Here is a 25,482-nt window from a genome sequence, read left to right as displayed (position 1 = left end):
GAGATTTCATAAGAAAACTAAACAATTAGGCAATATTTACTTTCTAAATTCTCTTAATTGCTCATTAAGTTCTTTTGTTTGTGTATAAACCTGTTGGTAGATTGTAAACAGTTTTTTGTAGGCTTCCACATTTTCCGGAATCGGTTCGTAAGTTTTATCGATGTGGATAAAGACTTCCGCACATTCTTGAAGGGAGGGATACCAGCCGCAGCCGTATGCCGCCAGCATCGCGGCACCCATTCCAGGGCCTTGCTCGCTTGTTAGTTTTTCAATTTTTGCATTGAATATATCTGCCTGCATCTGCAGCCATGTTTCGTTTTTCGCTCCTCCGCCGATTGAGATAATCGAATTGATTGTCTTGCCGCTGCTTCTAAAAATCTCAAATGATTCGTTTAAGGAGAAGGTAATTCCTTCGAGAACCGCGCGGGCAAAGTGCTTGCGTTCATGGGCAGCATCTGCCCCAATAAAGCTTCCGCGGATAGTAGAATCAGCATGCGGCGTTCTCTCCCCCACGATATACGGGGTAAATAATAATCCGTTGCTTCCTGCCGTCACTTCCTCCACACCAGCTAAAAAGTCATCAAACGCTTCTTCCTTCGCAAACGTGTCTTTAAACCAGCTTAAACTATAACCTGCAGCCAAGGTCACACCCATTGTATAGTACGTATTTTCTTCACTATGATTAAAGTAGTGAACCCTTCCTTCAAAATCGAAGTCATTTCTTTCTTCATATGAAAGTACGACGCCAGAGGTGCCGATACTGCATAAGGTTTTCCCTTCCGATAAAATCCCTGAACCAATCGCGCCGCAGGCATTGTCCGCACCGCCTGTAAATACTTTTACAGCTTCGGATAATCCCGTTTCTTGGGCAAATTCTGCCGATACAGAACCAACAAATGCATGAGATTCTACTAATGGCGGGCAGAAATCAGCCGAAAGACCCGCAGCTTCTAATACTTCATTGCTCCATTCCCGCTTTGCTACATTTAATAGTAGAGTTCCTGCCGCATCAGAGTACTCCATGTGGATATTCCCGGTAATCCGATAGCGTAAATAATCCTTCGGTAGTAAAAAAACGCTCGCATGTTCAAAAACTTCAGGTTCATTTTCTTTTACCCAGAGAATTTTCGGTAACGTAAAGCCTTCTAATGCCGGGTTTTTGGTTACCTCTAATAAACGTTCACGACCGACAACATCATAGATTTGCTGACATTGTTTTGTGGTTCTGGTGTCATTCCACAAAATCGCGTTTCTTAATACTTGATTGTTTTGATCTAATAATACCAAACCATGCATCTGCCCAGAGAAGCTGATGCCCTCGATATCGTAAACATCTCCATCAAATTTCTGGATGAGTTCAGCTAAGCCTGCTGTGGTTTTTTCGACCCACTCTTCCGGGTTTTGTTCACTATAACCAGACTTCTCTATTATAAGAGGATATGATTTGGATACTTCCTGACAAACTTCACCATTCTGGTTAACAAGTAAGATTTTTACTGCGCTCGTTCCAAGGTCAACACCAATTACGTATTTCATCCCTGATCACCCTTTTCTAAAAAAAGTGCTGGAGTAATAAGCCGCCAGCACTTTTTTTTATTAATTTTAATTAAACTGTTACAGTTGAAAGTGTTTCTAATAGGTATTGGTTAACGATTGCTTTAAGTCGTTCCGTTCTGCCTGATGTATTCTTAATTTCATTTAATTGAAGGGCATATTTTTCAAGCTCGCGGAAGTTGGTTCTTCCTTCTACGATATCCAAGCCAATGCCATTAGTATAGCTGCTGTATCGTTCTTCGATGAAGCTGTCTAAAACTTTGTCTTCAATTAATTTATTGGCAACTTTTAATCCGATCGCAAATGCGTCCATACCAGCAATGTGAGCGTGGAATAAGTCTTCTGCTTCGAACGAACCTCTTCTTACTTTAGCATCGAAGTTTAAACCGCCTTTTCCTAAGCCGCCGTTTTTCAGAATTTCATACATCGCCAATGTGTTCGTATATAAGTCTGTTGGAAATTCATCCGTATCCCATCCAAGCAATGTATCCCCTTGGTTTGCATCAACAGATCCAAGCATTCCGTTAATACGAGCTGTTCTTAATTCATGTTCAAATGTGTGGCCAGCTAAAGTAGCGTGGTTTGCTTCGATATTAAACTTGAAGTAGTCTGTTAAGTCATATTTTTGCAAGAATGCTAGACCAGTAGCGACATCGAAATCATATTGATGTTTGGTAGGCTCTTTTGGTTTTGGCTCAATTAGGAATGGAACATCTAAGCCGATTTCTTTCGCATAATCTACTGCCATATGAAAGAAGCGTGCTAAGTTGTCTTGTTCTAATTTCATGTCTGTATTGAGAAGCGTTTCGTACCCTTCACGGCCGCCCCAGAATACATAGTTTTCTGCACCAAGCTCTTTTGCTACTTCTAACGCTTTTTTCACTTTCGCCGCAGAGTATGCAAACACATCTGCATTTGGAGCTGTGGCCGCACCATGAACATATCTAGGATTCGTAAACATGTTTGCCGTGTTCCATAGTAGTTTTGTCTTACTAGTTTTCATGTATTCTTTAATCATCGCAACAATTACGTCTTGGTTCTCATTTGTTTCTTGTAGCGTGCGTCCTTCAGGAGCAATATCGACATCATGGAATGCAAAGAAAGGAACATTTAATTTTTCAAAAAGTTCAAATGCAGCTTCCACACGGGCCTTCGCTAAATCTAATCCTTTCAGGTGATCCCACGGACGAATCGCTGTACCTGCGCCAAATGGATCGGTACCATCTGCAGTAAATGTGTGCCAATATGCAACGGAGAAACGAAGTATTTCTTCCATTGTCTTGCCATTAATTTTTTCTTCTGGATTATAATACTTAAATGCTAAAGGATTTTTTGATGAAGCCCCTTCAAATTGGATTTTATTAACTGTTTCAAAATAAGCCATCCATGATTCCTCCTAGTAGGTATATGGTTAAAATAACTATAAGTGTAAGAGCTTACAATAAGGGTATTGAATCTCTTTACCTTTGATAATCAAATCATAGCACGGCACACTTAGTTTGTCCACTTGATAAACTAAGATGCCGAAAGTTTTTTTGAAAAGGCTAACTGTTTTTTATAAACAACCTTTGCTCTGCCTTATGCCTGCCGCACAGACGTGAGTGAGTTTGCAGGCTTTTTCGCTTATCTACAAGCTATAAAAATCTAGTTACTTCACGTGAATTGGACTTGCAGATAAGGTTCGCAATAATTGACCATAAATTGGTGATTGAATGCTTATGCCATGCGCTAGTATGTTTGTGTAATCGATAAACAAAGATTTTTGTGTTAAAATTGATTTACTACTAAATAAGGAGTTTTTTTTAAAGTGGAAACCATTACATGGAATCATCAAACTGTAAAAAAAAATAACAAAGCCCTTGTATTACAAATGATTATTGAAAAAGAGCCGATATCAAGGGCAGATATTGCCCAAATAACAGGGTTGAATAAGGCAACAGTGTCTTCTTCAGTAAATGAGTTATTGGAACAGGAACTTATTTACGAATCCGGCACCGGGGAATCCAGCGGCGGCCGACGACCTGTTATCCTTCATTTCAACAAAGCGGTCGGATATGCAATTGGCATTGATATCGGTGTAAATTATGTTCTATGCGTGATGACGGATTTAAAAGGGAACATTTTGTTAGAGAAACATGAAAGTGTAAACCGAACTCCTTACCCTGCGATTATGAGCAAAATCCAAAAAATGATTGGATCGATATTGGATGAGATACCTAACAGCAGGTATGGAATAGTTGGGATTGGTGTAGCTGTGCCTGGTATCGTGAACAAAAATGGAACTGTCCTGCTAGCTCCAAACTTAGGCTGGACCAACATTGGATTAAAAAAGGACCTTGAGGACTTATACCATGTTCCCGTTATAATTGAAAATGAGGCGAATGCCGGGGCTATTGGTGAACAACAATTCGGTGCGGGGCAAGATTATCACAACATCATTTATATAAGTGCTGGAATCGGAATCGGTGTTGGGATCATTATAAACAAAGAATTATATCAAGGAAAAAATGGATTTTCCGGTGAAATGGGTCATATCATTATTGACCTCAACGGAAAGCCTTGCAGCTGTGGCAGCAGAGGCTGCTGGGAAGCATACGCCTCTGAAAATGCACTTCTGGAAAATGCTGAATTTGATTCACTTGAGACATTGATTAAGTTGGCTGAGGGTCGTAATGAAATTGCCAAGCGTCACTTTGAAAAAATCGGCCAGTACCTTGGTTATGGGATTAATAATATTATTAACACCTTTAACCCCGATCAGGTCATAATCGGAAATCGATTAGCGCTGGCAAAAGAATGGATTGAGCCGCCAATACGGACTACGATTGAAAAACATACTCTTGCGCTCCATCAAAATGGGTTGCACTTAGATTTTTCACGGCTTGGAAAATATTCGAGCGCATTAGGTGTTTCTGCTTTTGTTGTTGAGAACTTTATCAAAGCCGAGTAAAAAAAGGGTCAGTCCCCCGCTGCTTTAACGCAGCGGGGGACTGACCCTTTTTAGTGCAACTGGAAAACAAAACAGTAAATTAATTATTTTAATTAACCGATTAATTATTTTAATTTTTTTCTTAAAATTTATTATTTTATTTATTTACTATTTAAATTTATTGATTTATAATCAAATCAACTAAAGGAAAGGAATTCATTATGGCCTATAAAGTAATCACAAATTGTCCTGTCTGCAGCAAAACATTGAGGATTACGAGACTGCAGTGCGCTCATTGTCACACGACGATTGAAAATGAGTTTGAATTCTCTAAGCTGGCGTCATTATCAAAGGATCAGCTTCATTTTGTGGAAGTATTTTTAACATGCAGAGGAAGTATCAAGGAAGTTGAAAAGGAATTAGGGATTTCCTACCCAACCGTTCGAGGTAAACTAAATGACATCATTTCAGCCCTTGGATATGTGCAAAAGAAGAAAAATGAGGTAGACGAGAAAAAGGTTGTCGCCATGTTGGAAAATGGCGAAATCACTCCTGAAGAAGCCATAAAGCTCTTAAAAGATGAATAGGGAGGAATTTACCATGAAAGAGGAAATTGCCAAAGTATTAACCATGGTCCAAGAGGGAAAAATTGATGCCGATAAGGGCTCAGAACTGATCCAAGTATTAAAAGAGAAAGAAGAATCAGGAAGTAAGCTAGTAGAAAAACCAACGAAATATTTAGATAAAACATTAAAAGTTCGTGTCGTATCAGCAGAAAATGATAACGTCATGGTCAATTTGCCCGTAAAACTTATCAAGGCAGTATTAATGGCTGGACACAGCATCGCTTCGAGTATTCCTCAGTCAGAAAAGTATGTAAAGGATCTCGACATCCACCTTATTATCGAAGCAATCGAAAATGAATTGGATGGCCAAATTGTGGATGTTAAATCGGCAAACGGAGATACCGTTTCTGTCATCATTGAATAGTGAGCTGCTTATGCTGCATCTAAAAGTGAAAGCAAAAGATTTTCGGCTCACGCTCCCCATTCCATATGCCATTTTAAACATCGGTATTTCCATTTTATCTTCAAAATTTATTCATCACCAGGCAAACAAATGGACAAAAGAGCACTTCGAAAGAAAAAAACTAGATATTACCATTCCACAGTTAGACAAAAAACTGCTAAAGCCAATCATTGAAGAACTGAAAAATCATAAAGGAATCGTACTCGTAGATGTCAAAGCGAAGGACGGTACTGAGGTTAAGATTAGACTATAATGTTTTATAGACACCGGTCGCTGACCGGCTTTTTTATTTAACTCATGAAAAGAGCATTGCATTTCCTTATCGGGTGGTGACAGTGTACCGGAATTTTAGAGAATTAAGTACTTAAATTTTCCATCAGTTGTTGATCAACTACTTTTTCAAAATCAACGGGTTTATTTAATGTAATTCCCCTGCGATTCATAACTATGATGATTAATCCTAATTCATAATACATAATCTTTGAAAGTATTCCTTTAATTATGTTTTGATTAATTTCATTAAAAAAATCTAGTAATACATCAGTAGGTAATTTCTCATAACTAATCATAGGCACACCTTCCCGTGCAAATTTCTTATTACCAATTATTTTAAAGAATATTAAAATCATTTTCAATTAATTTTTGAAACTTTCTGAATTCTCATCCATAAGGTACTGGCAAAATTGTTACATCAGCCAAACGGTGGGATTAAACACCAGTTCGTAAGCGTTTTCAACTTTATATATTATAGAAGAAACTCGGTTTTTTTATTTTTAAGTCTAGCTAGCTTACTATCTACCTATTCTTTTAGTCTTAAAGTCCTTCAACTATTTAGAAACTACCAAATGAGTGAGTGAAACAGACCCTTTTGTCGAAAAACTGCAAGCCTCGTCTATTTTTGTATCCTTTTATCTTGTTTTATCGAATCTATTCCATATCAGTTAGTAAATGCTATAATTCATTTTAATTCTATTAGATATTAAATTTACTGAAAGTTTACTAAAAGTTTACGAGGTGTTATCGATAATGAGACTTGCCCTATGTGAAGCTGCTATTAAAGAGAAAAAAAACGAAATGATTAAATTAGGAATGACAAAAGGACTTCAAAATGAAGAAACCATCTATTGCAGCCAAGAACTTGACAAACTTCTTAACGATTATAATAGGTTATTATCGGACAATAAACATTCTAAACCTATTAATCCTTACGATGACTATTACTCTTTACTTAGAGAACACATATTTAGGATGTTATCGCTGACTTACAAATATTTTTTAATTTAATTTCAATAGGGGGATATCTCCACTTAAGTCCTTCAATAAACATTTCTAAACGTGTTTAGATTCGTTAATAATATAGAGAGAATACACACATGGCATTCTCTCTTTTTTGTCTATCTTTAATCAAGGCTTTTTAGGTGGGTGAATTAGGGCATTGGCAATTATCAAATGGGATAGATGGGGATTTTTTTCTTTTTTTATCTACCTTCATTGTTGTAATTAGCAATTGAACTGTAATGACTAACATTAAAAACAAAATTACAGCACTCATGTAGTATTGAATATTAGGTTTATATCCGTACGTACCGAATAGAAAAAAAGATAAGATAAACAAAAAAGATAAAAACAGCTCAAAAATTAATGTAATGATAAAAAATAGGATATAAGGAATAACAATCTCTTTGTGAGAAACATGTTTTAAAGTTAATCCCTCCCAACATAAGTCTGCTAGTTTATTTATTTTCCTCATTAGTACCACTCCTATTCATCCCAACTCAAATCAGGGCGTCAATTAAAGAATATATAAATAGGACTAGTTATCTCCTTATTGTCGGAAGAATAAACTATTATTTTTCTTTTACCTTAAAAATAGGTATTAATACTGTAACGCAGTTTAGTATTGCTCTAAAGAAACTTTTAAGCATAACAAAAAGGCTTCACTGGGAGTGAAGCCTTTTTTTGTAAACAGAGCTCATAATAATCTAATGTCTTGATGTAAATTAGATATCCTAACTTACTTTACTTTCTTCTATGGCATGTTGCCAACTTGGGTAGTAATGCAAAGCACTCCGCATTAAATCAGGATAAAGTTGTTTTACCTCTTTTTTACGTAGAGAATTACCTTGGTTCTGTAACTTCTGGATCTGAGTAATGACTTCCTTTGATGTTAATGGAACATCCATTTTTCATTCCTCCCTTTCCAAGTTATCTTTTACTATTTTTCCCTCTGGCTAACAATATAAACCCCGAAAGCATAGTTCTATTCACTTTTTGACTGCAAGAATTTGTAGAAATGGTATTACCACTTCCCTATCTATGTTATCCACTTGGTGTGTACTTTCAGTGAAGAAAATATGAAAAAATTATGAAATGTACCACTGTCAAACAAAATCCAAGAAAAAAAAACCTCAGCCCAATTAGGCTGAGAGCTGATTAAAATTAACCCGCGCGCTTAATACTTTCCTCGGTTTGACCCTTCTCCTTCATCCGGCTAAAAATATTTGCTAGAACCGAACCAGATAAATTATGCCAAACGCTGAAAATTGCACTTGGTACTGCTGCTAATGGCGAGAAATGAGCAGTAGCAATAGCTACTCCCAAACCGGAGTTCTGCATACCGACTTCCATTGCGACAGCCTTCTGTTTCGCCAGATCCATCCCGCATAAACGGGCAAAGAAGAATCCAATCAAGAATCCTAACAGATTGTGAAGAATGACTACGCCAAAAATTAACAAACCAGTTTCCGCAATCTTCGCCGCGCTGCCCGCTACAACTGCAGATACAATTAACACTATCGCAATAACGGAAACAAGCGGCAATGCCTTTGCACCAGCTTGAGCCTGTTTTCCGAAGAACTTTTTAATAATAAAGCCAAGCGCCAACGGAACAATGACAACTTGTACAATTGATAGAAATAAAGATGCCACACTGACATCCACCCACTTACTTGCAAATAAAAGAATAAGTAATGGTGTGACAATTGGTGCAAGAATCGTAGAAACAGAGGCAATCGCAACCGCGAGTGCTACATTTCCTCTTGCTAAAAACACCATAACATTCGAAGCAGTTCCGCTCGGGCAGCATCCTACTAAAATAACCCCTACCGCAACTTCCTTCGGTAAATCAAGTCCAACTGCCAAGATAAACGCTAAGAGCGGCATGATGATGAAGTGGCCGATAACCCCAAGTGCTACTTCCTTTGGTCTTCTAAACACTTCTTTAAAATCTGATAATTCCAGTGTCAGCCCCATGCCAAACATAACAATCCCTAATAAAGGAACAATATATCCTCCTAACCACACAAAGTGAGATGGAAAATTAAAAGCAACAACAGCAAAGATTAATACCCATACTGTAAAGGTCTTTCCAGCAAAGCCGCTGATTTTCTCGATGATTCCCATAATATAGTACCTCCCTAAATTATTTCGTTTTTCCGAATAATTAATATTTTTATATATTAGAATAAATATTTAAAAAAATCAATATTTTCTGCACAATAATAATTTCACCGCAAAATGTAAGGGTTTACAGGTTTGATGAGAATTTTTAATAGGTCTTTCAGCTAAGCATTTTTCGAAAATTAAATATATAATTAAAATTATATTTATTAAGGATCTTACAAAAAATGACAAAAATACTTATTAGAGCACCGTTCAAAGCCGATCACGTCGGAAGCTTCCTTCGTCCCGTACGACTAAAACAGGCACGTCTTCAAAAAGAAAACGGAGAAATCACAGCGGAACAGCTTCGTGCGATTGAAGATGAAGAGATCATTAGATTAGTAGAAAAACAGAAAGAAGTAGGTCTTTCAGCTGTAACTGATGGAGAATTCCGCCGTGCTTGGTGGCATTTCGACTTCCTAGCAGGACTTGAGGGCGTTGAGCTTTACGAGGCTGAAGCAGGAATTCAATTTCACGGTGTCCAAACAAAAGCTCAAGGTGACCATGTCGCAAAATTCACGATTCCAAGTCCAAATATGCTTTTCTTTAGAGGAGTTATTGAGGAAGCAGCTTATCCAAACAAAGATGAGTTCTTTGATGATTTAATTAAAGCCTACCAAAAAGCGATTCAGGCATTTTACGAGGCAGGCTGCCGCTATCTACAGCTAGATGATACTTCATGGGCAGTGTTCTTCTCTGAGAAAGGCCGCCAACAAATTGCCGAGAAAGGCTATACCCCAGAAGAATTAATTAAACTATTCACTCGTGCCATCAATGAATCGATTGCCAACAAGCCAGAAGATATGGTCATTACGATGCATATCTGCCGCGGAAACTTTAAATCGACTTACACAGCAAGCGGAGGTTATGATAACGCATCTGAATATATCTTTGGCGAATTAAAGGTAGATGGATTGTTCTTAGAATTTGATGATGAGCGCTCTGGTGGGTTTGCACCGCTTCAACACGTCAATCGCAAAGATTTACAAATTGTTCTTGGATTGATCACTTCGAAGTTTGGTGAGTTAGAAGACCCGGAATTAATCAAAGCGCGGATTGAAGAAGCAGCAAAGTATGTAGACTTAGATCAGCTCTGCCTAAGCCCGCAATGCGGATTCTCTTCTACCGAAGAAGGAAATCTATTAACAGAAGAACAGCAATGGGATAAAGTTAGACATGTGATTTCGATTGCTAACGATGCGTGGAAATAAGAGAAAATGGAAGCGCGGGGGGCGGTTCTAGCACAAGAACCGCCCCCTTGGTTTTAAAAATTGGCTGTGTTAAACTTGTCTGTTGATTTCCGTTCCAGGCACTTCGCTTTCCGCGGGCGTGCCGGGGAGCCTCCTCGGCGCTTTTAGCGCCTGCGGGGTCTCCCCTGCCCGTACTCCCGCAGGAGTCTTCGTGCCTTCCACTTCAATCAACAGAGCCCTAAAATCAACATTAAATCTTTAACACAGCCTAAAAATTAAGTATGCGAAACAATGATCTCGCATTCTCCATCCAACTCAAACTCACCAAACCCAACAGGAATAATAAAATGGGTTCCCTTCCCGAATTCATATTTTTCACCATTATGTATGAGTAATCCCTGGCCCTTAATCACACTGAATAGCAAGTATTGCTCATCAAATGAAAAGGATACCTTCCCATGGATATCCCATTTATAAACAGAGAAAAATTCCGACTCCACAAAAGTCGTAACCATGGCATTTTCGACTTCCTCCACTCGCGGCGAGCACATTGCATTTTGATGAGGCACTGTCGTTACCTCAATCGCCTTTTCTAAATGCAAATCACGCAGGTTCCCTTCCGCATCCTTGCGATCAAAATCATAAACCCGATAGGTAGTGTCAGAACTCTGCTGCGTTTCCAATACGAGTGTTCCTTCACACAAAGCATGGATCGTACCACTTGGGACATAGAAAAAGTCACCCGGCTTGATTTTAACACGGCGCAGCAGGCCGTTCCATTCCCCCTCATTAATCTGCTGGATTAGTTCTTCCTTTGATTGGGCGTTATGTCCAAAGATTATATCCGCCTCTTCTTTGCAGTCGATAATATACCAACATTCTGTCTTTCCAAGCTCACCGTTTTCATTCACCTTTGCATAGGCATCATCGGGATGAACCTGTACGGATAAATCCATATTGGCATCCAAGATCTTGGTAAGCAGCGGAAATACCTCTTTCTTTGGACTTCCAAATACCTCCGGATGCTCACTCCAGAGATTGTCCAAGGTCATGCCGGCATATGGACCGTTTTCAATGACCGAAGGGCCGTTTGGATGAGCGGAAATAGCCCAGCATTCTCCTGTTAGTTCTGATGAAATTTCATATCCAAATTCCTTTTGTAATGCCGTCCCGCCCCAAATTCTCTCTTTAAAAACAGGTTTTAATAGTAATGGCTGCAAAATAGCCTCCTCCTAATGATGTAAATTTGCCACCTCGGGGACGATTCTCCCAGCCCCGAAAAAGCTCAAAGAACCGTCCCCATGGTCACCCTTGGTCAAGCATTTTGTATTGGGCTTTCACTAATTCATAATAGATTCCTTGTTTAGCCATGAGATTTTCATGATTTCCCTGCTCCAGGATATTACCGTGATCAAGAACCAAGATGTTGTCGGCTTCCCGGATTGTGGATAACCTGTGGGCAATCATAATTGCTGTTCTTCCTTTTAATAACGTTCTTAATGCCTTTTGAATCTTGACCTCTGATTCCGTGTCAATACTTGCGGTGGCCTCATCCAAAATGAGAATTTTTGGCTCAGCGAGAAGTGCCCTGGCGAAAGAAAGGAGCTGGCGCTCACCCACCGACAAGATATTGCCCCGCTCTTCCACCTCGGTTTGATAGCCATTCGCAAGCTGGTTAATAAACGAATCGGCTCCTACTACCTTCGCGGCAGCGATCACTTTCTCGTCACTGGCTCCCGGGTTTCCAAAACGAATATTTTCCATAATTGTTCCTGAAAAGATAAACGTGTCCTGCAGGACCACACCTATTTGCGAGCGGAGACCCGCAATCGACAAGTCATGAATGGGATGACCATCGATTTTGACAACACCTGAGGTAGAATCATAGAAGCGGCTGACCAAGTTAGCAATGGTCGTCTTCCCAGAGCCCGTATGGCCGACCAGCGCAACCGTCTCTCCCGCTTTTATCGAAAAAGAAATACCATTTAACGCTTTTCTTGATCCATCATAGGAAAATTCCACATCCTCAAAATCAATCTGTCCTTTAATAGAAGAGAGAATCATAGGTTTGGAGGCTTCCGACACAAGCGGTCTTTCATCTAAAAACTCAAAAATCCGCTCCGAAGAAGCCATTCCAATCAGCAGCTGATTATACAGCTGGCCAAGACGCGAAATCGGCTCCCAGAACATCCCTAAATAAAAGGCAAAGGAGACAAATTCCCCGATTGTACTTTCACCTCCCGAAACTAGAAAAGCCCCGTACCAGATGAGGATGGCCGTCCCCAAAGCATTGGTGATCTCGACAAATGGTCCAAACATGGCATTTTTATGGACTGCTTGTTTCCAAGTTTCAAAGTTTTCCTGGTTGACTCCCTTAAAAAATTGAATGTTTTCTTTTTCTTGGGTAAAGGCCTGCGTGACGCGGATGCCTTGGATGCTTTCATTTAAATGGGAATTGAGCTTCGACTGGACGAGCCGAACCGATTGCCACTGCAGACGGATCTTTTTTCGCAGGCTGGTGGAGATGAAAAACATGATCGGCAAAATCACCATAATCGCAATTGTTAATTTTGCATTCAAAGAAAATAAGATCATAATAACCGACAGCAATAAGAGAAAATCGGTTAATAGATTAATAACACCACTTGTGAACAGCTCCTGCAGGGAATTAATATCATTCATAATCCTCACAAGAATCGACCCGCCCGAACGCTGGTCGAAGAACCTGTGTGATAAAGACTGTACATGTGTAAACAAATGCTGCCGCAAATCATAAATGACATTTTGTCCAAGCTTATTCATCCAGCGGATTCTTAGCAAATTGACAAAATAGGATAAAACATACAACCCTGAAATGATGAAAATCAGCTGGAGCAATAAGGTTGTATCTTTTTCAACAATCGCCTTGTCAAGGGTATAGACGCCAATTAAAATCGGAATGATTAAACGGATGGCGGTTGAAATGATCACTGTCATAAACGAAAGGGGAAGTAAATTTTTTGTATAGGGCTTTAAGTATTGCAGCAAGCGCCACATCTGTTGCCAGTTAAACGATTTATCAATCACTTCATCCTGAGAGTAATGAAACCGCTCGAGGATGAGTTGTTTCTTTCGTTGTTCCTCCATGTTTCACTTATCCTCCCGCCTTTTGCATAATTGCTTCCTGATCCTGATATTGGATATTGTAGATACGCCGGTAAGCCCCCCCATGGGCAAGCAGCTGTTCATGTGTGCCGCGTTCGATGATTCTTCCCTGATCCAGCACCAAAATTTCATCGGCATGCTTAAGTGATGAAATACGATGGGCAATAATAAACGTCGTTCTCCCCTTCATGACTTCTCGGAGGGCCTTTTGAATATGAAATTCCGTTTCCATATCGACCGCACTAGTGGAATCATCTAAAATGAGAATCGCCGGATTCATGCAAATGGCGCGTGCAATCGCAATCCGCTGTTTTTGCCCCCCGGAGAGCCCCATTCCCCGTTCACCCAGCTTGGTGTCATATCCATCAGGCAGCTCCATAATAAAATCATGAGCCTGTGCCCGTTTGGCCGCATCGATAATTTCCTCCATCGCCGCATCTGGCCTTCCGTAAGCAATATTTGCCTTGATAGTGGATGAAAACAGAAAGGTTTCCTGTAAGACAACGCCAATTTGCGAACGCAGCATTTTCAACCCGTATTCCTGAATAGGTTGATCATCAATTTCAATCGTTCCTGCCGTCGGTTCATAAAAACGGGACAGAAGCTGAATCATACTGGTTTTTCCAGAACCTGTTGCGCCAATAAGCCCAATGGTTGTTCCTGAAGGCGCGGAAAAAGTGATTTCCTTCAGTGCGGCCGCCTCTTCCGATTGATAGTGGAACGTGACCTGATCGAAGTTCACCTTTCCTGCCATTCTGCCGGTATTTCTGATGTCATCGCCATCCATAATCGTTTCATCTGCTTCCAAAACTTCAAGAAGCCTTTCGCCGGAAGCTTTTGCCTGTGAGAACATATTGATGGTGAATCCCAGGTTCATAATCGGCCAAATAATATACCAAACAAGACTGTAAAAGGCGACAAGCTCCCCAGGTTTTAAGGCTCCACTGATCACTTGAAAACCGCCATAGGCTAGCAAGGCGACAACGGAAATATTGCCGATCAGCTCCATCAGCGGAAAATATTTCGACCATACCACCGACGTAGCCAGCTGCTTGGTCCTGTACTCCTGATTGGAGGAGTTAAAGCGCTTCGTTTCCTCCTTTTCTTTTGACAGGGCTTTAACCGTATGGATCCCGTTAATATTTTCCTGCACCATGGTATTTAAGCGGCCGAACGATTCCCGAATCCCGCGGAACGCCGGATGGACGGCTCTATCGAACTTATAAACCACCACACTTAAAAAAGGCAGTGACATCATCGTGACCAAAGTCAGGGAAACGGAATAATAGAACATCACACAAAGACTGGTCCCCACGACAATGACAAAGCGAAGGACCTCGCTAAAGCCGAAGGACACAAAAAAACGAAAACCTTCCACATCCGCGGTCAAACGGGACATTAGATCCCCTGTCTTTGCGTTATCGTAATAGCTGAAGGATAGCCGCTGCAGCTTTTCATATAGAGCATTTCGGAGCAAGTACACGGATTTAATGCCGAACATATCTGCCAAATAATGCTGAATGAAAGTTGAGAAGGCCTTTACCCCCATGATCACGATAAATCCCAAGGCAATCCAAGGCACCCAGTCATATTTCCGCCCAAGCACGACATCATCAATGGTTACCTGTAAAATGACCGGATAGATGACGGTAATCGCAGCGACAAGCAGCATAAAGAGCAACGACCAGATAAAATCCTTTTTAAAAGGAAGATAAAACGACTTTAACTTTTTAAAAACGAACATTTTTTCCTCCTTATGTAACCTGAAAATTTACATACCTTACATTTATATAGATTTAAGTGAGAAATATTTCGAAAATCGTTGAATTAGGTTATCTAAATTTTTGATAAACACCACCTCCTTTAGTGCCATAAACCGGCACCTATGTAAGCCTTTCCATTATTTTAGCAGTACGATTCCCCCCATCCTATTGGCAAAACCATAGATTCATTGGCTAAAATAAAGTCTTTTGCCTACACAAAAAAACGTACCACCGTTCGAGGTGGCACGTTTCTTCTATTAATATTATTTATTGCTCTTTAGTCAATGCCTGATGGGCCAGCAAAAGCGCCCCTGTAATCCCTGCATCATTGCCTAAACCAGGGCTTACAATATATTCTGACAGCTCTGGCAATGAAACATAATCACGGAGAAACTCATTCAAATGCTGGTAGATAGAAGGGAATACCTGTTTCTGGTTCATGACGCCGCCGCCCAGGATAATCTTTTTCGGCGAAAGAATCAGAATATATTGCATCAGTGCCTGGGCGATATAGTAGCCTTCTAATTCCCATACTTCAGTTTTATCCACTAACTCCATTCCTTTTTGCCCCCAGCGCCCTTCAATGGCAGGGCCGGCCGCCAATCCTTCCAGACAATCACCGTGGTACGGGCACCGCCCCTGATATGGATCCTCCGGATGACGCCTAACCAAAACATGCCCCATTTCCGGATGAGAATGTCCTTGAAGCATCTGCCCCTGAACGAGCGCTCCTGCTCCGATTCCTGTTCCAACCGTTATATACAAGCAGCTATCCATCCCTTTGGCTGCTCCAAAAGTCGCCTCGCCTAACGCGGCGGCATTCACATCCGTATTAAATCCGATGGGAACCCCAAATTCATCCTCAAACCCTTGCACAAACGGATAATCCTTCCATCCTGGTTTTGGGGTAGATGTGATGTGCCCGTATGTGGGACTTTCCCGGTTAACATCAATCGGGCCAAACGTCCCAATTCCAATCGCTTCGATCGGGTATTTTTTAAAAAATTCAATGACCTTCGGAATCGTTTCATCCGGGGTAGTGGTAGGGATTTGAATTCGGTCCACGATCGTTCCCTTTTCGTCTCCAACGGCACAAACAAATTTTGTCCCGCCAGCTTCAATTCCACCAAGCATTCGCAGCTCCTCCTAATCTATTATTCATTAAACCGGCCTGCGCCCTTCAGGAAATGAAACAATGCCCCGATTAGGTTTGCATCATTATCAAATTGACAGGCTTGCACTTCTATTCGCAACGTTGAAATGTCGTCCCTTAACCTCTTCAATTCACGATTGATCCCGTCAATCACTTCCTGGCGCTTGCTGATGCCGCCGCCAATGAGGATTTTTTGCGGGTCCAAGGCATATTTTAAATTATAAATTCCGATGGCGAGCCGTTTATAAAATTCTGCAATACTCTCCTTGGCAATCGTGTCGCCTTTATCGGCAAGAAGAAATACTTCTTCACCGTTCAACATTCCTTTTGCCAGTGACTTTCTCCTGACAACCTCCTCCACTAAAGCATGGGTTGAAGCAGTCTTGCTCCAGGTTTGATCAAGCGGATTTTTAGACTGTGGTCCCATAATCATGTAACCGAATTCCCCGCCGTGGAGAGATGCGCCGCGTAAGATCGATTGGTTAATGACGATACTGCCGCCAATTCCTGTACCTATGACAATACAAATATAGTAATCCGTGCCTTTTGCTGCACCTAACCATCCTTCCGCCAAAGCCGCGCAATTGGCATCATTTTCGATCGATACCGGGAAACCCGTTCGCTCCCTTATGAGGTCAGTCATACAAACTCCATGTATATACGGAATCGCACTGGCACCGCCAATAAATCCCGTTTTAACATTTACAGCACCGGGTGAACTTAAAGCAATGCCTTGCAATTCAAATGAATTCGAATATTCTTTTGTTACTTGGCTAAGTTTTTGCAAGAAACTTTCTAATCCTTCACAAGGAGTCGGAAACTTCCCGCTTTCTAATTTCTTTCCTTCTTGATCCATAACAGCATATTTTATATAGGTGCCGCCCATATCGAATACCATGTAAGCTTTCATCCGATTCACCTTTTTAATCAAATTCGTCCTCTTCCGTTAAAACCCATTGTTTTCGGACAACTGTTTATACCATTTCCCTGATTTTTTAACCGTTCGTGTTAAATGGTTCTTTAAATCTACTTCCACTAATCCATATCGGTTCTTATAAGCGTTCGTCCATGACCAGTTATCCATGAAGGTCCATAGGTGATATCCCAAACAATTCGCACCATCTTGAAGGGCTTTATGTACCCATTTCAAGTGCTCCTGGATAAATTCAATCCGATAATCATCCTCAATAAACCCTTCCACATGACGGAACTTTTCTTCCCCTTCAACACCCATTCCATTTTCCGAAATAAAGAATGGCAGATTACTATAGTTGTCACGGAGGTCAATCATAATATCATAGATAACTTCCTCGCAGATTTCCCATCCACGGTGCGGATTGATTTTCCTGCCTGGCATGATATACGGATCAAAGAGATGTTCCGGCATAAACGGAGCATTCTCCGGCTCAGGCTTCTCTTTCGCTTTAACACGGCGCGGCTGGTAATAGTTCACGCCTAAAAGATCAATCGGATTGTTTTTGATCACTTCTAAATCACCGGCCTCCACGGTTGGAAGCAGGTCTCTTTCTTTTAAAATATCAACCAAACCACGAGGATATTCGCCTTTTGTGACCGGATCAAGGAAGCTGCGGTTAAAGAATAAATCAGAAATATGGGCAGCCTTTACATCTTCGGCATCCTGACTCCGTGGATAAGATGGGGTGAGATTGAGGATAATGCCAATTTTCCCGTCAACCTTTAATTTTTTAAAGGCTTCTACTGCCTTCGCATGGGCCACAATGGTATGGTGGGCAACCGTTGCACCCCGTTTGAAATCCACTATATTTGGATAATGCCAATTATATAAATACCCGGCCTCGACCGGGACGATCGGTTCGTTAAAGGTAAACCAATATTTCACACGGTCGCCAAATAAGCGAAAGCAGGTCTCCGCATAATTCACATAGGCATCGATGACCTCCCGGCTTTCCCATCCACCTTTTTCCTGCATGCACATCGGCATATCGAAATGGTATAAATTCATAAATGGTTGAATGTCTCGAGCAATCAATTCATCGATGACCTGGTTGTAAAAGGCAACGGCCTTCCCGTTTACTTCACCAGTTCCATCCGGAATCAAACGTGACCATTGAATCGAGGTCCGAAAGGAGTTATGGCCCGTTTCTTTCATCAGCTGTATATCTTCTTTAAACCGATGATAGAAATCCGATGTATGTTCTGGGCCAACCCCATGATGAAAACAAGCAGGTTCCACGCTGTACCAATAATCCCAGATACTTTGCTTTCTACCATCCATCAGCGCTGCGCCTTCCGTTTGCGGGCCTGATGCGGCACTTCCCCACCAAAAGTTTTTTGGAAAACGATAGGTAAGGTTATATTCTTGCAAACTATTATTCATTGATTATCACCATCCTTTTATTTAATTTTTCTCCATTCACTTGGTGTCGTTCCCACACTTTTTTTGAACTGTTTATAGAAATAAGCCGTATCCGAATACCCGACCTTTTTGCCAATTTCACCTGCACGGTAATGGGTGGTTTTGAGGAGCTCCTTTGCCTTTTCCAATCGGTATCGGTTTAGGTATTCTGAAAAAACCGCCCCTACTTCTTTTTGAAATAATTGCCCCAAATAGATGGCATTGACATGAAACTGCTGGCCCAATGTTTTTAACGAAATCCCTTCATCATAGTGGGCATGGATATAATCAAGGACATTTTGGACAATCGGACTGCGATTATTGACTTGCTTATGGATTGAAAAAATTAATTCCTGGCAATATTCCTTCAAAATGGCTTTCATCTCATCAATATCAGAGCTATACGCGATTCTTTCGATGGCAGCTGTATGATAGGAGAGATCGTTCGGCTGCAGCGAATAATGGATATAAGAAAGTAAATCAAAGATATATTTCCTGGCAGCTGGCGGGGAGATAAAGCTAGAATTCTTGGTGAGATCCTGAAAAAATGAATCAATCCGTTGTAAAACTTCTCCCTTCGCTTTCAATAGCTGCTTAACAATCGTTTCTTTAAATTCTTGCTGTTTTTTTAATTCTTCATGCTTATCAATCGTCAAATGTTCGGAAAGAAGAACATTTGGGCATGAATATAGCTGCAATAAACTATACTCCCTTGCTCTCATATAACTTTCTTCTAATTCGTCTACCGTTTTTACCGGCTTTCCCATTGCTAAATAGAATAAACCGGCCCCTCTTTTTTCATCTTTTAGCTGCTCTACCATGCCTTGGTTATATCGATACAGTTCCTCTTCCTTTTCGCTCCCTAAAATAATGACCAGGTCTTGATTTGGACTGAATAAACAAACGGCTGCGCAATGTTCCTCAATAAAGGTTCTGATTTCCTTTAAAATCTCATCTCTGTAATAGTTTTCAAAACTTAAAATAGAAACAGCATAATACGGCTGAGTAAACTGGATATCATATAATGACAATCTTTCCAGACAGTCGTTCTTCTCAATCTCGCCATTTAAAAACCGCCATAAGGTATTGTCCATTAGGGTAGACGGTTCCTGTGCCTGATTACCTCCCGACACTGCATTCATTTTCCGGCCTACATTTTGTATGGTCGATAATAATTCTTCCTCATCCACAGGTTTGACTAAATAGTTTTCGATCCCTAATAGCAGACCTTGCTTAATATACTCAAACTCTTGATAACCAGTTAAAATGATACATTTCACCTTCGGCTGGATTTTTTTCGCTTCCTCAATTAAATCCAACCCAGACATTTCTCCCATTAATATATCGGTAATTAGGAGATCGACTGGATGTTCTTTAAGATAGGCAAGAGCCTCTTCCCCACTCTCGGCACGCGAAACAATTTCAAAGCCATCGTCCTCCCAATCTAGGAGGGCTTGAAGGCCTATCGTAATTAACGGCTCGTCATCAACAAGAAGCACCTTATACATGGCTGGTCCCTCTTACTGGAATAGAAAGTGTCACAATCGTTCCCTTATCTTTGCTACTTTTCACAGAAATGCCGAATGCGTTTCCAAATTTCAGTTTTAAACGTTGATGGATATTTCTTAATCCAATTGAATCCATTTCATCTCCGTCTTCACAATTAAGATGCTGGACAATCATCGCAAGATCCTCCTCCGTTATCCCCTTACCATTATCCTCCACTGTGATTTCCAACGTTTCCCCCAGCTGAGTGGCACGTATGTGCAGCTTATTTTCAGAGCAATCCTTTCTAAAACCATGAACAAAATAATTTTCGATGATCGGCTGCAAAATGAGCTTTTGCACAGGTGTTTGCTCCACGTCACTAGGTATATGAAGATCAACCTGTAGTTTGTTTGGGAATTTAAATTGCATTAATTTTAAATACTGATTGACATATTCAATTTCTGTATATAAAGGCACCGTGTCTTTTGATTCTAACGAGTAGCGGAATAGCTTTGATAAATGGAAAATCATTTTACTAGAAGTTTTTGAACCCTCTACGACAGCCACCATCCGTATCGCCTCTAACGTATTAAATAAAAAATGAGGATCGATTTGGGCCTGGAGCGCTTTCAATTCCGCTTGCTGCTGTTTTAAATTTAACAGGTAAAATTGTTCAATATAATTATTCAATTCATCTAACATCGAATTGATATTGACAGCAATCCTTGATAATTCATCTTCATGCTTGGATTCCGGTATCCTGGCATCCAGATTTCCGTTCTCAACCTGCCGAATAATCGAAACAATCTTATTAATACGCCTTGAATAATTTCGAGTAAAGGAATAGGAAATTAAAATGGAAATAGTGATGAAAAATATAATGACGCCCCACATGGTTCCCCTGACGATTGTAAGCTTTTGCCATCCTCTGTCGGGAATAACACTGACATACGTATAATCCCCCTGGTTCGCAATGGTACTGATATAAAAATGGTCATTCTGCCACTTTATTTTTTTCTCATTTGTTTCAGGCTTTATCTGTTTGATCATATCTAAGGGAACATCACCCTTATTGACGGAATAGATGATTTTGCCTTCAGCATCCATGATAAAAAAGGAAGCAGGCACTCCCTCGCGCTTTTTGACCATTTTGTCTAGACGATTAGTAGAATAAAAAATAGTAATCTCACCTATTTTTTTCAAGGTCACTGGATTGTTAACGACAATCTGTTTGGTAAAGGTATCTCTTAGCTGCCTGCCTCGTGGAATACCATCCCTGCCAAGATTGGGAATCTCTTCTGAAAGATACAGGCTGCCTAAATGCCTGGGAGAATCGATAATGCTTTTATTCCATCGTAAATTTTGAAAAATGAGCAGGTATTCTACAGAAGGGGTTTCCAACGAACGTAAACTGATTGCGTTAATATCGCTGTCTTGACCGAAATAGGCATTGAAATACGTATCAATATTATTCGGTACAAAGGACTTGCCCTCCGAAAATTTATCGAGACGATATTCCAAATATTTCGCATACCCGTTTTGAAGGGCAAAGGACATATCATCAATGACTTCCCCTTTAACATAAAAATCCCTTTTGGATCGATTAATATCTGCATCTTTAGCGGTAAAATAATCCTCCACCCGCTCCATCGTTCTGGTATTGACGTTCACTTCTTTTTGAATAATCACTTCGGAGTAATAGTTCGTAATCGTAACGATTAAAACAATGATAGTTAAAATAATAGTGATAGATGATGCCAAGAATAGTTTATTAAATATTTTTTGAGTATAACTTCCTTTTCTTCTTAATCCCATTTTGATGTCCTCAAATTATACTTATTGTTTTTTCTAGTCTACCACTGGAAACTACGGTTTCAAATGAAAGCAAGCTGAGATTTTCCACCCAGCTTGACTTTTTTGTTATTATTATTGCTTGCTCTTCCATTCGTCAAATTGCTTTTGAATTTCTTTTAAGACTTTGTCAATTCCAGCTTCTTTTAACTTCTTATTATATTTTGGCAAGTACTCTTCTGGGTCAACAGAACCTGTTGCCAATGCCGGATAGAATTCTTTTGAAATATTCGTAATCGATGCAAGCTCAGATCTTACTGGGTCGCTGTTAAAATGGAAACCAAGGGTTGGCGCTGGTTTGGCAGATTTGTTAAACTCTTCGAATTTTTCCCATTTATCTTTAGGATCATTTTCATACAAATCCAAAACAAAGAAGTTTCCAAGTGAATAAGATGGAACATTATAACGATCGATACGTGCTGGAAGGTCTTTAATCGTTCCGTCGTCATTTTTTTCGTAATGAACACCTTCAATACCTTTGTCAACAAGGTTACGAAGATATGGGTCAGTATTAAGCAGTGTCAGGAATTCCATTGCTTTCTCAGGATTCTTGGAAGTGGCTGAGATAGCCTGAATGGAACCGGATACAGAATCATTAATGGTAATCGGATCTTCAGCCGGAACGGAAACAACATCATACTTAGCCGAGCGAGACCACAATAAATCAGCATATGGCTGAGAATCACCCATGCGGACAAACCAGTTTTCTACATCCATTGGCCAGCTGTCTTTACTTGTCGCTGCATCTTCTTTAAGAAATCCAGCCTTATAATATTCATGCATAGTTTTATAGGTTTTCATGGTTAAATCAGATTCAAATTGGTTAATCACATGGTCTCGATCGCCTTCCATCGCAAAGGCAAATGGCATTTCATTATTAAAGATATAATCGTATGGCAGATAGGCTTTGAATGTAGCCATTGGAGTGACGCTAGATTCATTCTCTTTAATCGTTTTTAGCATTGGTTCAAGATCTTCCAAGGTTTTTACTTTTGAAAGATCAAAGTGGTATTTGTCTACAAGGCGTTTATTAAAGGTATAAACCGATTGTCTAGCTGCTTCTTTATTAGTAGGGACGCCATAAATTTTTCCATTGACTTTAATTCCTTCTAACAGGGCAGGATTAAGAGTCTCTTTAAGTTCTTTTCCCTCTTTTCCTAACATATCGTCAATGTCCTTAAATGCACCTTTTTGCGCATTTTGAACGTAAGAGGTACCATTCGTAAAGATAATATCAAAGGGTTCCCCGGAATTGATCATCACTTGTGATTTTTGATCCCAGTCTCCCCAGTCAATTTGCGTCATTTTCACTGTGGCATTAATTTTTTTCTTTGTATACTTGTTGACTTCTGCAAAGACTTTTTCAGTATCTTTTTGCGGTGTTCCAATGGTGTACCATTTAATTTCATAAGGTTCGCCATTTTTACCGCCCTTTTCTGATGTGGCACTGTCTTTGCTTGTGCAGGCAGATAGAAGGGTTCCAGCTGCCAAAACGGATGCGAGAATCATACCTAACTTCTTTTTCTTCATTCCTCTTCTCCTCTTTCTGTTGATTATTCTTTAACGCCGCCAATCGTCAGTCCGCTAATAAAGTACTTTTGGAAGAACGGGTACGAGACTGCGATCGGTAAGGTGGCAATAACAACCATGGCCATTTTGGCTGATTCTTGCGGAATCGTATCAAATAAGCTTTGCTGCATGATAGCGACATCCATATTTTTTCTCATAAATTCAAGATTTGCCTCAATTTTCATGAGTAAAGCTTGAAGCGGCACCAGATTGGGGTTATCAATATAAAGCAAGGCTGTAAACCAGTCATTCCAATAACCCAGTGTACTAAACAAGGCGATCGTGGCAATTCCCGGTAAGGAAAGCGGGAAGATGATTTGGAAGAAGATTCTCCATTCACTTGCCCCATCGATTCTTGCCGATTCCAAAATCGATTCAGAAACGGACTTTAAGAAGAAGGTTCTCATGATGATAATGTAAAACGCATTCATCGCAAGGGGCAGGATTAGTGCCCAAACGGAATTTTTCAAATGCAGAAATTGGGTGACAACGATGTAAGTCGGCACCAGTCCGCCGCTGAAAAGCATCGTAAAGAATGCTAGGAACGTGAAAAATCTTCGATACTTAAATTGCGGTCTTGAAATCGCGTAGGCATAAAAGGTAATCATGAACACACTGATCAAGGTACCGATAATTGTAATAAAAATCGTGACACCATAGGAGCGGAAAAAGGACTCCTTCATACCCCAAAGATAATGATAAGCATCCAAGCTCCATTCCTTCGGGATCAATTGAAAACCGTTCCTGACAATACTTTCCTCGCTTGTAAACGAAATGATAATGACATAGATAAAAGGAAAGATACACGTAAGCGCGAGAATCCCAAGCAGCACACTAATAATAGCATTTGCGGCTGGATGCATATGTTGAGGGTTCCGATACTTCTTCCTGGTGACCTTAGGCTTCCCCTCTTTTATTTCTTCTACTGTTTTTGAAATAAGAAGCGTTGATTGGGTTTGTTCAAGTTTTGGCATATCATTAGCCGCCGGGCGACTTTTCCTCCCTTCTTAAAGAAATGAACATTAAAACAAGGCACTTTCCTCATCCACTTTACGGACAATGTAGTTGGTAATGATCACGAGGATAAATCCAACAGCCGACTGGTATAGACCTGCAGCCGTACTCATGCCGATATCCCCCAGATTCATTAGACCTCGGTATACGAAGGTATCAATTACATTTGTCACCCCATATAGAGCTCCCGAATCTCTTGGCACTTGATAAAACAATCCGAAATCCGAGTTGAAGATCCGCCCAATATTCATGATGGTAAGGATAATCATTAATGGCTTAAGCATTGGCAGGGTAACATGTTTAATCTGCTTCCATTTTGAAGCGCCATCAATCATCGCTGCCTCATAATACGTCCGGTCAATCCCGACGATGGAGGCTAAGTAAACGATACTGCCGTAACCAACGCCCTTCCACATGCTCATGAATACGAGAATAAATGGCCAATATTTCGATTCGCTATACCACGATATAGGGTCGACATGGAACCAGCCAAGAATATGATTTAACAAACCGTGTTCCGTACTTAAGAAGGTGAAGACAAAATAACTGCCGATAACCCATGAAATAAAATGCGGGAACAAGATAGAAGTTTGGTAAACCTTCGACAGCCTCTTATTGATTAACTCACTGAGCAAGACAGCTGTTGCAACCGCCGTTACCAGCCCTAATACGATAAAGACAAGATTGTAGAGGATGGTATTTCTGGTAATGATCCAGGCATCATTTGTACTGAATAAATATTTGAAGTTGTCAAAGCCAACCCATTCACTATTCATGACGCTGGCAAAAAATCCATCGGGATCAATTCGGAACTTTTTAAAGGCCAATACCTGTCCAAACATCGGCAAATATGAAAATAGGAGCAGCCAAATTGTTCCTGGTAACACCATAAGCAGCCAAACTCGATTTTTATAGAGATCGCTTAATATCCTTTTCATGTTTCTCCTCCCTCCGAATGTTATGTAAGCACTTCCATAGCT

Annotated in this window: 23 protein-coding genes; 6 read left to right on the top strand and 17 right to left on the bottom strand. The window is 40.4% G+C overall.

What is annotated here, in order from left to right:
* Nucleotides 1–36: 36 nt before the first annotated feature.
* Together xylB and xylA are read right to left on the bottom strand one after the other, a co-directional pair.
* Nucleotides 37–1,536, bottom strand: coding sequence for a xylulokinase (xylB, locus tag FS608_RS23005; RefSeq protein ID WP_144554901.1), 1,500 nt, complete (start codon nt 1,534–1,536; stop codon nt 37–39).
* Nucleotides 1,537–1,606: 70 nt separating this feature from the next.
* The gene (gene xylA, locus FS608_RS23000; protein WP_144554900.1) at nt 1,607–2,938 is read right to left on the bottom strand and encodes a xylose isomerase; all 1,332 of its coding nucleotides are present in this window, start codon (nt 2,936–2,938) and stop codon (nt 1,607–1,609) included.
* Nucleotides 2,939–3,361: 423 nt separating this feature from the next.
* Between xylA and FS608_RS22995 the strand changes: the two genes are divergently transcribed.
* From FS608_RS22995 to FS608_RS22980, 4 genes are all read left to right on the top strand, one after another.
* Nucleotides 3,362–4,504 (top strand): ROK family transcriptional regulator, encoded by a 1,143-nt coding sequence (locus FS608_RS22995; protein ID WP_144554899.1) that lies wholly within the window; start codon nt 3,362–3,364, stop codon nt 4,502–4,504.
* Between the two features lie 200 nt (nt 4,505–4,704).
* Nucleotides 4,705–5,070, top strand: coding sequence for a DUF2089 domain-containing protein (locus FS608_RS22990; RefSeq protein WP_144554898.1), 366 nt, complete (start codon nt 4,705–4,707; stop codon nt 5,068–5,070).
* Nucleotides 5,071–5,083: 13 nt separating this feature from the next.
* Nucleotides 5,084–5,473, top strand: a complete 390-nt coding sequence (locus FS608_RS22985; RefSeq protein ID WP_144554897.1) for an SHOCT-like domain-containing protein — start codon at nt 5,084–5,086, stop codon at nt 5,471–5,473.
* A 10-nt stretch (nt 5,474–5,483) separates the two neighbouring features.
* A complete protein-coding gene (locus tag FS608_RS22980) occupies nt 5,484–5,765 on the top strand; it encodes a hypothetical protein (protein ID WP_144554933.1) in 282 nt (93 codons plus the stop codon).
* Nucleotides 5,766–5,868: 103 nt separating this feature from the next.
* On the opposite strand, the gene FS608_RS22975 is transcribed toward FS608_RS22980, so the two are convergent.
* Nucleotides 5,869–6,141 (bottom strand): hypothetical protein, encoded by a 273-nt coding sequence (locus FS608_RS22975; RefSeq protein WP_144554896.1) that lies wholly within the window; start codon nt 6,139–6,141, stop codon nt 5,869–5,871.
* A gap of 397 nt (nt 6,142–6,538) precedes the next feature.
* Between FS608_RS22975 and FS608_RS22970 the strand changes: the two genes are divergently transcribed.
* Nucleotides 6,539–6,796, top strand: coding sequence for an aspartyl-phosphate phosphatase Spo0E family protein (locus tag FS608_RS22970; protein WP_144554895.1), 258 nt, complete (start codon nt 6,539–6,541; stop codon nt 6,794–6,796).
* A gap of 130 nt (nt 6,797–6,926) precedes the next feature.
* Here FS608_RS22970 and FS608_RS22965 read toward each other — a convergent pair whose 3' ends face one another.
* From FS608_RS22965 to FS608_RS22960, 3 genes are all read right to left on the bottom strand, one after another.
* Nucleotides 6,927–7,262: a hypothetical protein gene (locus FS608_RS22965; RefSeq protein WP_260871779.1), complete on the bottom strand. Its 336-nt coding sequence runs from the start codon at nt 7,260–7,262 to the stop codon at nt 6,927–6,929.
* Nucleotides 7,263–7,521: 259 nt separating this feature from the next.
* Nucleotides 7,522–7,695 (bottom strand): hypothetical protein, encoded by a 174-nt coding sequence (locus tag FS608_RS30510; protein ID WP_186328862.1) that lies wholly within the window; start codon nt 7,693–7,695, stop codon nt 7,522–7,524.
* 256 nt (nt 7,696–7,951) lie between these two features.
* Nucleotides 7,952–8,914 carry a bile acid:sodium symporter family protein gene (locus FS608_RS22960; protein ID WP_144554894.1) on the bottom strand — a complete coding sequence of 321 codons (963 nt, stop codon included), beginning with the start codon at nt 8,912–8,914 and terminating at the stop codon, nt 7,952–7,954.
* Nucleotides 8,915–9,138: 224 nt separating this feature from the next.
* On the opposite strand from FS608_RS22960, the gene FS608_RS22955 reads away from it, so the two are divergent.
* The gene (locus tag FS608_RS22955; RefSeq protein WP_144554893.1) at nt 9,139–10,164 is read left to right on the top strand and encodes a 5-methyltetrahydropteroyltriglutamate--homocysteine S-methyltransferase; all 1,026 of its coding nucleotides are present in this window, start codon (nt 9,139–9,141) and stop codon (nt 10,162–10,164) included.
* Between the two features lie 254 nt (nt 10,165–10,418).
* On the opposite strand, the gene manA is transcribed toward FS608_RS22955, so the two are convergent.
* The 11 genes from manA to FS608_RS22900 form a co-directional block, all read right to left on the bottom strand.
* Nucleotides 10,419–11,366 (bottom strand): mannose-6-phosphate isomerase, class I, encoded by a 948-nt coding sequence (gene manA / locus FS608_RS22950; protein WP_144554892.1) that lies wholly within the window; start codon nt 11,364–11,366, stop codon nt 10,419–10,421.
* A gap of 82 nt (nt 11,367–11,448) precedes the next feature.
* On the bottom strand, nt 11,449–13,269 hold the full coding sequence (locus FS608_RS22945) for an ABC transporter ATP-binding protein (RefSeq protein ID WP_144554891.1): 1,821 nt from the start codon (nt 13,267–13,269) through the stop codon (nt 11,449–11,451).
* 7 nt (nt 13,270–13,276) lie between these two features.
* Nucleotides 13,277–15,031 (bottom strand): ABC transporter ATP-binding protein, encoded by a 1,755-nt coding sequence (locus tag FS608_RS22940; protein WP_144554890.1) that lies wholly within the window; start codon nt 15,029–15,031, stop codon nt 13,277–13,279.
* 286 nt (nt 15,032–15,317) lie between these two features.
* The gene (locus FS608_RS22935) at nt 15,318–16,184 is read right to left on the bottom strand and encodes an ROK family protein (protein WP_144554889.1); all 867 of its coding nucleotides are present in this window, start codon (nt 16,182–16,184) and stop codon (nt 15,318–15,320) included.
* Between the two features lie 20 nt (nt 16,185–16,204).
* Complete coding sequence (locus tag FS608_RS22930; RefSeq protein ID WP_144554932.1) at nt 16,205–17,113, bottom strand: ROK family protein; 909 nt, start codon at nt 17,111–17,113, stop codon at nt 16,205–16,207.
* A gap of 36 nt (nt 17,114–17,149) precedes the next feature.
* A complete protein-coding gene (locus FS608_RS22925; protein WP_144554888.1) occupies nt 17,150–18,562 on the bottom strand; it encodes a glycoside hydrolase family 1 protein in 1,413 nt (470 codons plus the stop codon).
* 17 nt (nt 18,563–18,579) lie between these two features.
* Nucleotides 18,580–20,088 (bottom strand): response regulator transcription factor, encoded by a 1,509-nt coding sequence (locus FS608_RS22920; protein WP_144554887.1) that lies wholly within the window; start codon nt 20,086–20,088, stop codon nt 18,580–18,582.
* Nucleotides 20,081–21,883 (bottom strand): sensor histidine kinase, encoded by a 1,803-nt coding sequence (locus FS608_RS22915; RefSeq protein WP_144554886.1) that lies wholly within the window; start codon nt 21,881–21,883, stop codon nt 20,081–20,083. Before FS608_RS22915 ends, FS608_RS22920 begins: the two co-directional genes overlap by 8 nt.
* 111 nt (nt 21,884–21,994) lie before the next feature.
* Nucleotides 21,995–23,449, bottom strand: a complete 1,455-nt coding sequence (locus FS608_RS22910; protein ID WP_144554885.1) for an ABC transporter substrate-binding protein — start codon at nt 23,447–23,449, stop codon at nt 21,995–21,997.
* 23 nt (nt 23,450–23,472) lie between these two features.
* The gene (locus FS608_RS22905) at nt 23,473–24,351 is read right to left on the bottom strand and encodes a carbohydrate ABC transporter permease (RefSeq protein ID WP_144554931.1); all 879 of its coding nucleotides are present in this window, start codon (nt 24,349–24,351) and stop codon (nt 23,473–23,475) included.
* Nucleotides 24,352–24,510: 159 nt separating this feature from the next.
* A complete protein-coding gene (locus tag FS608_RS22900; protein WP_144554884.1) occupies nt 24,511–25,440 on the bottom strand; it encodes an ABC transporter permease in 930 nt (309 codons plus the stop codon).
* Between the last annotated feature and the right edge of the window lie 42 nt (nt 25,441–25,482).

It is taken from the genome of Bacillus sp. X1(2014) (assembly GCF_007678255.1).
Note: the sequence above shows the minus strand (reverse complement) of the source record. Positions and strands in the feature narration are given on the sequence as shown.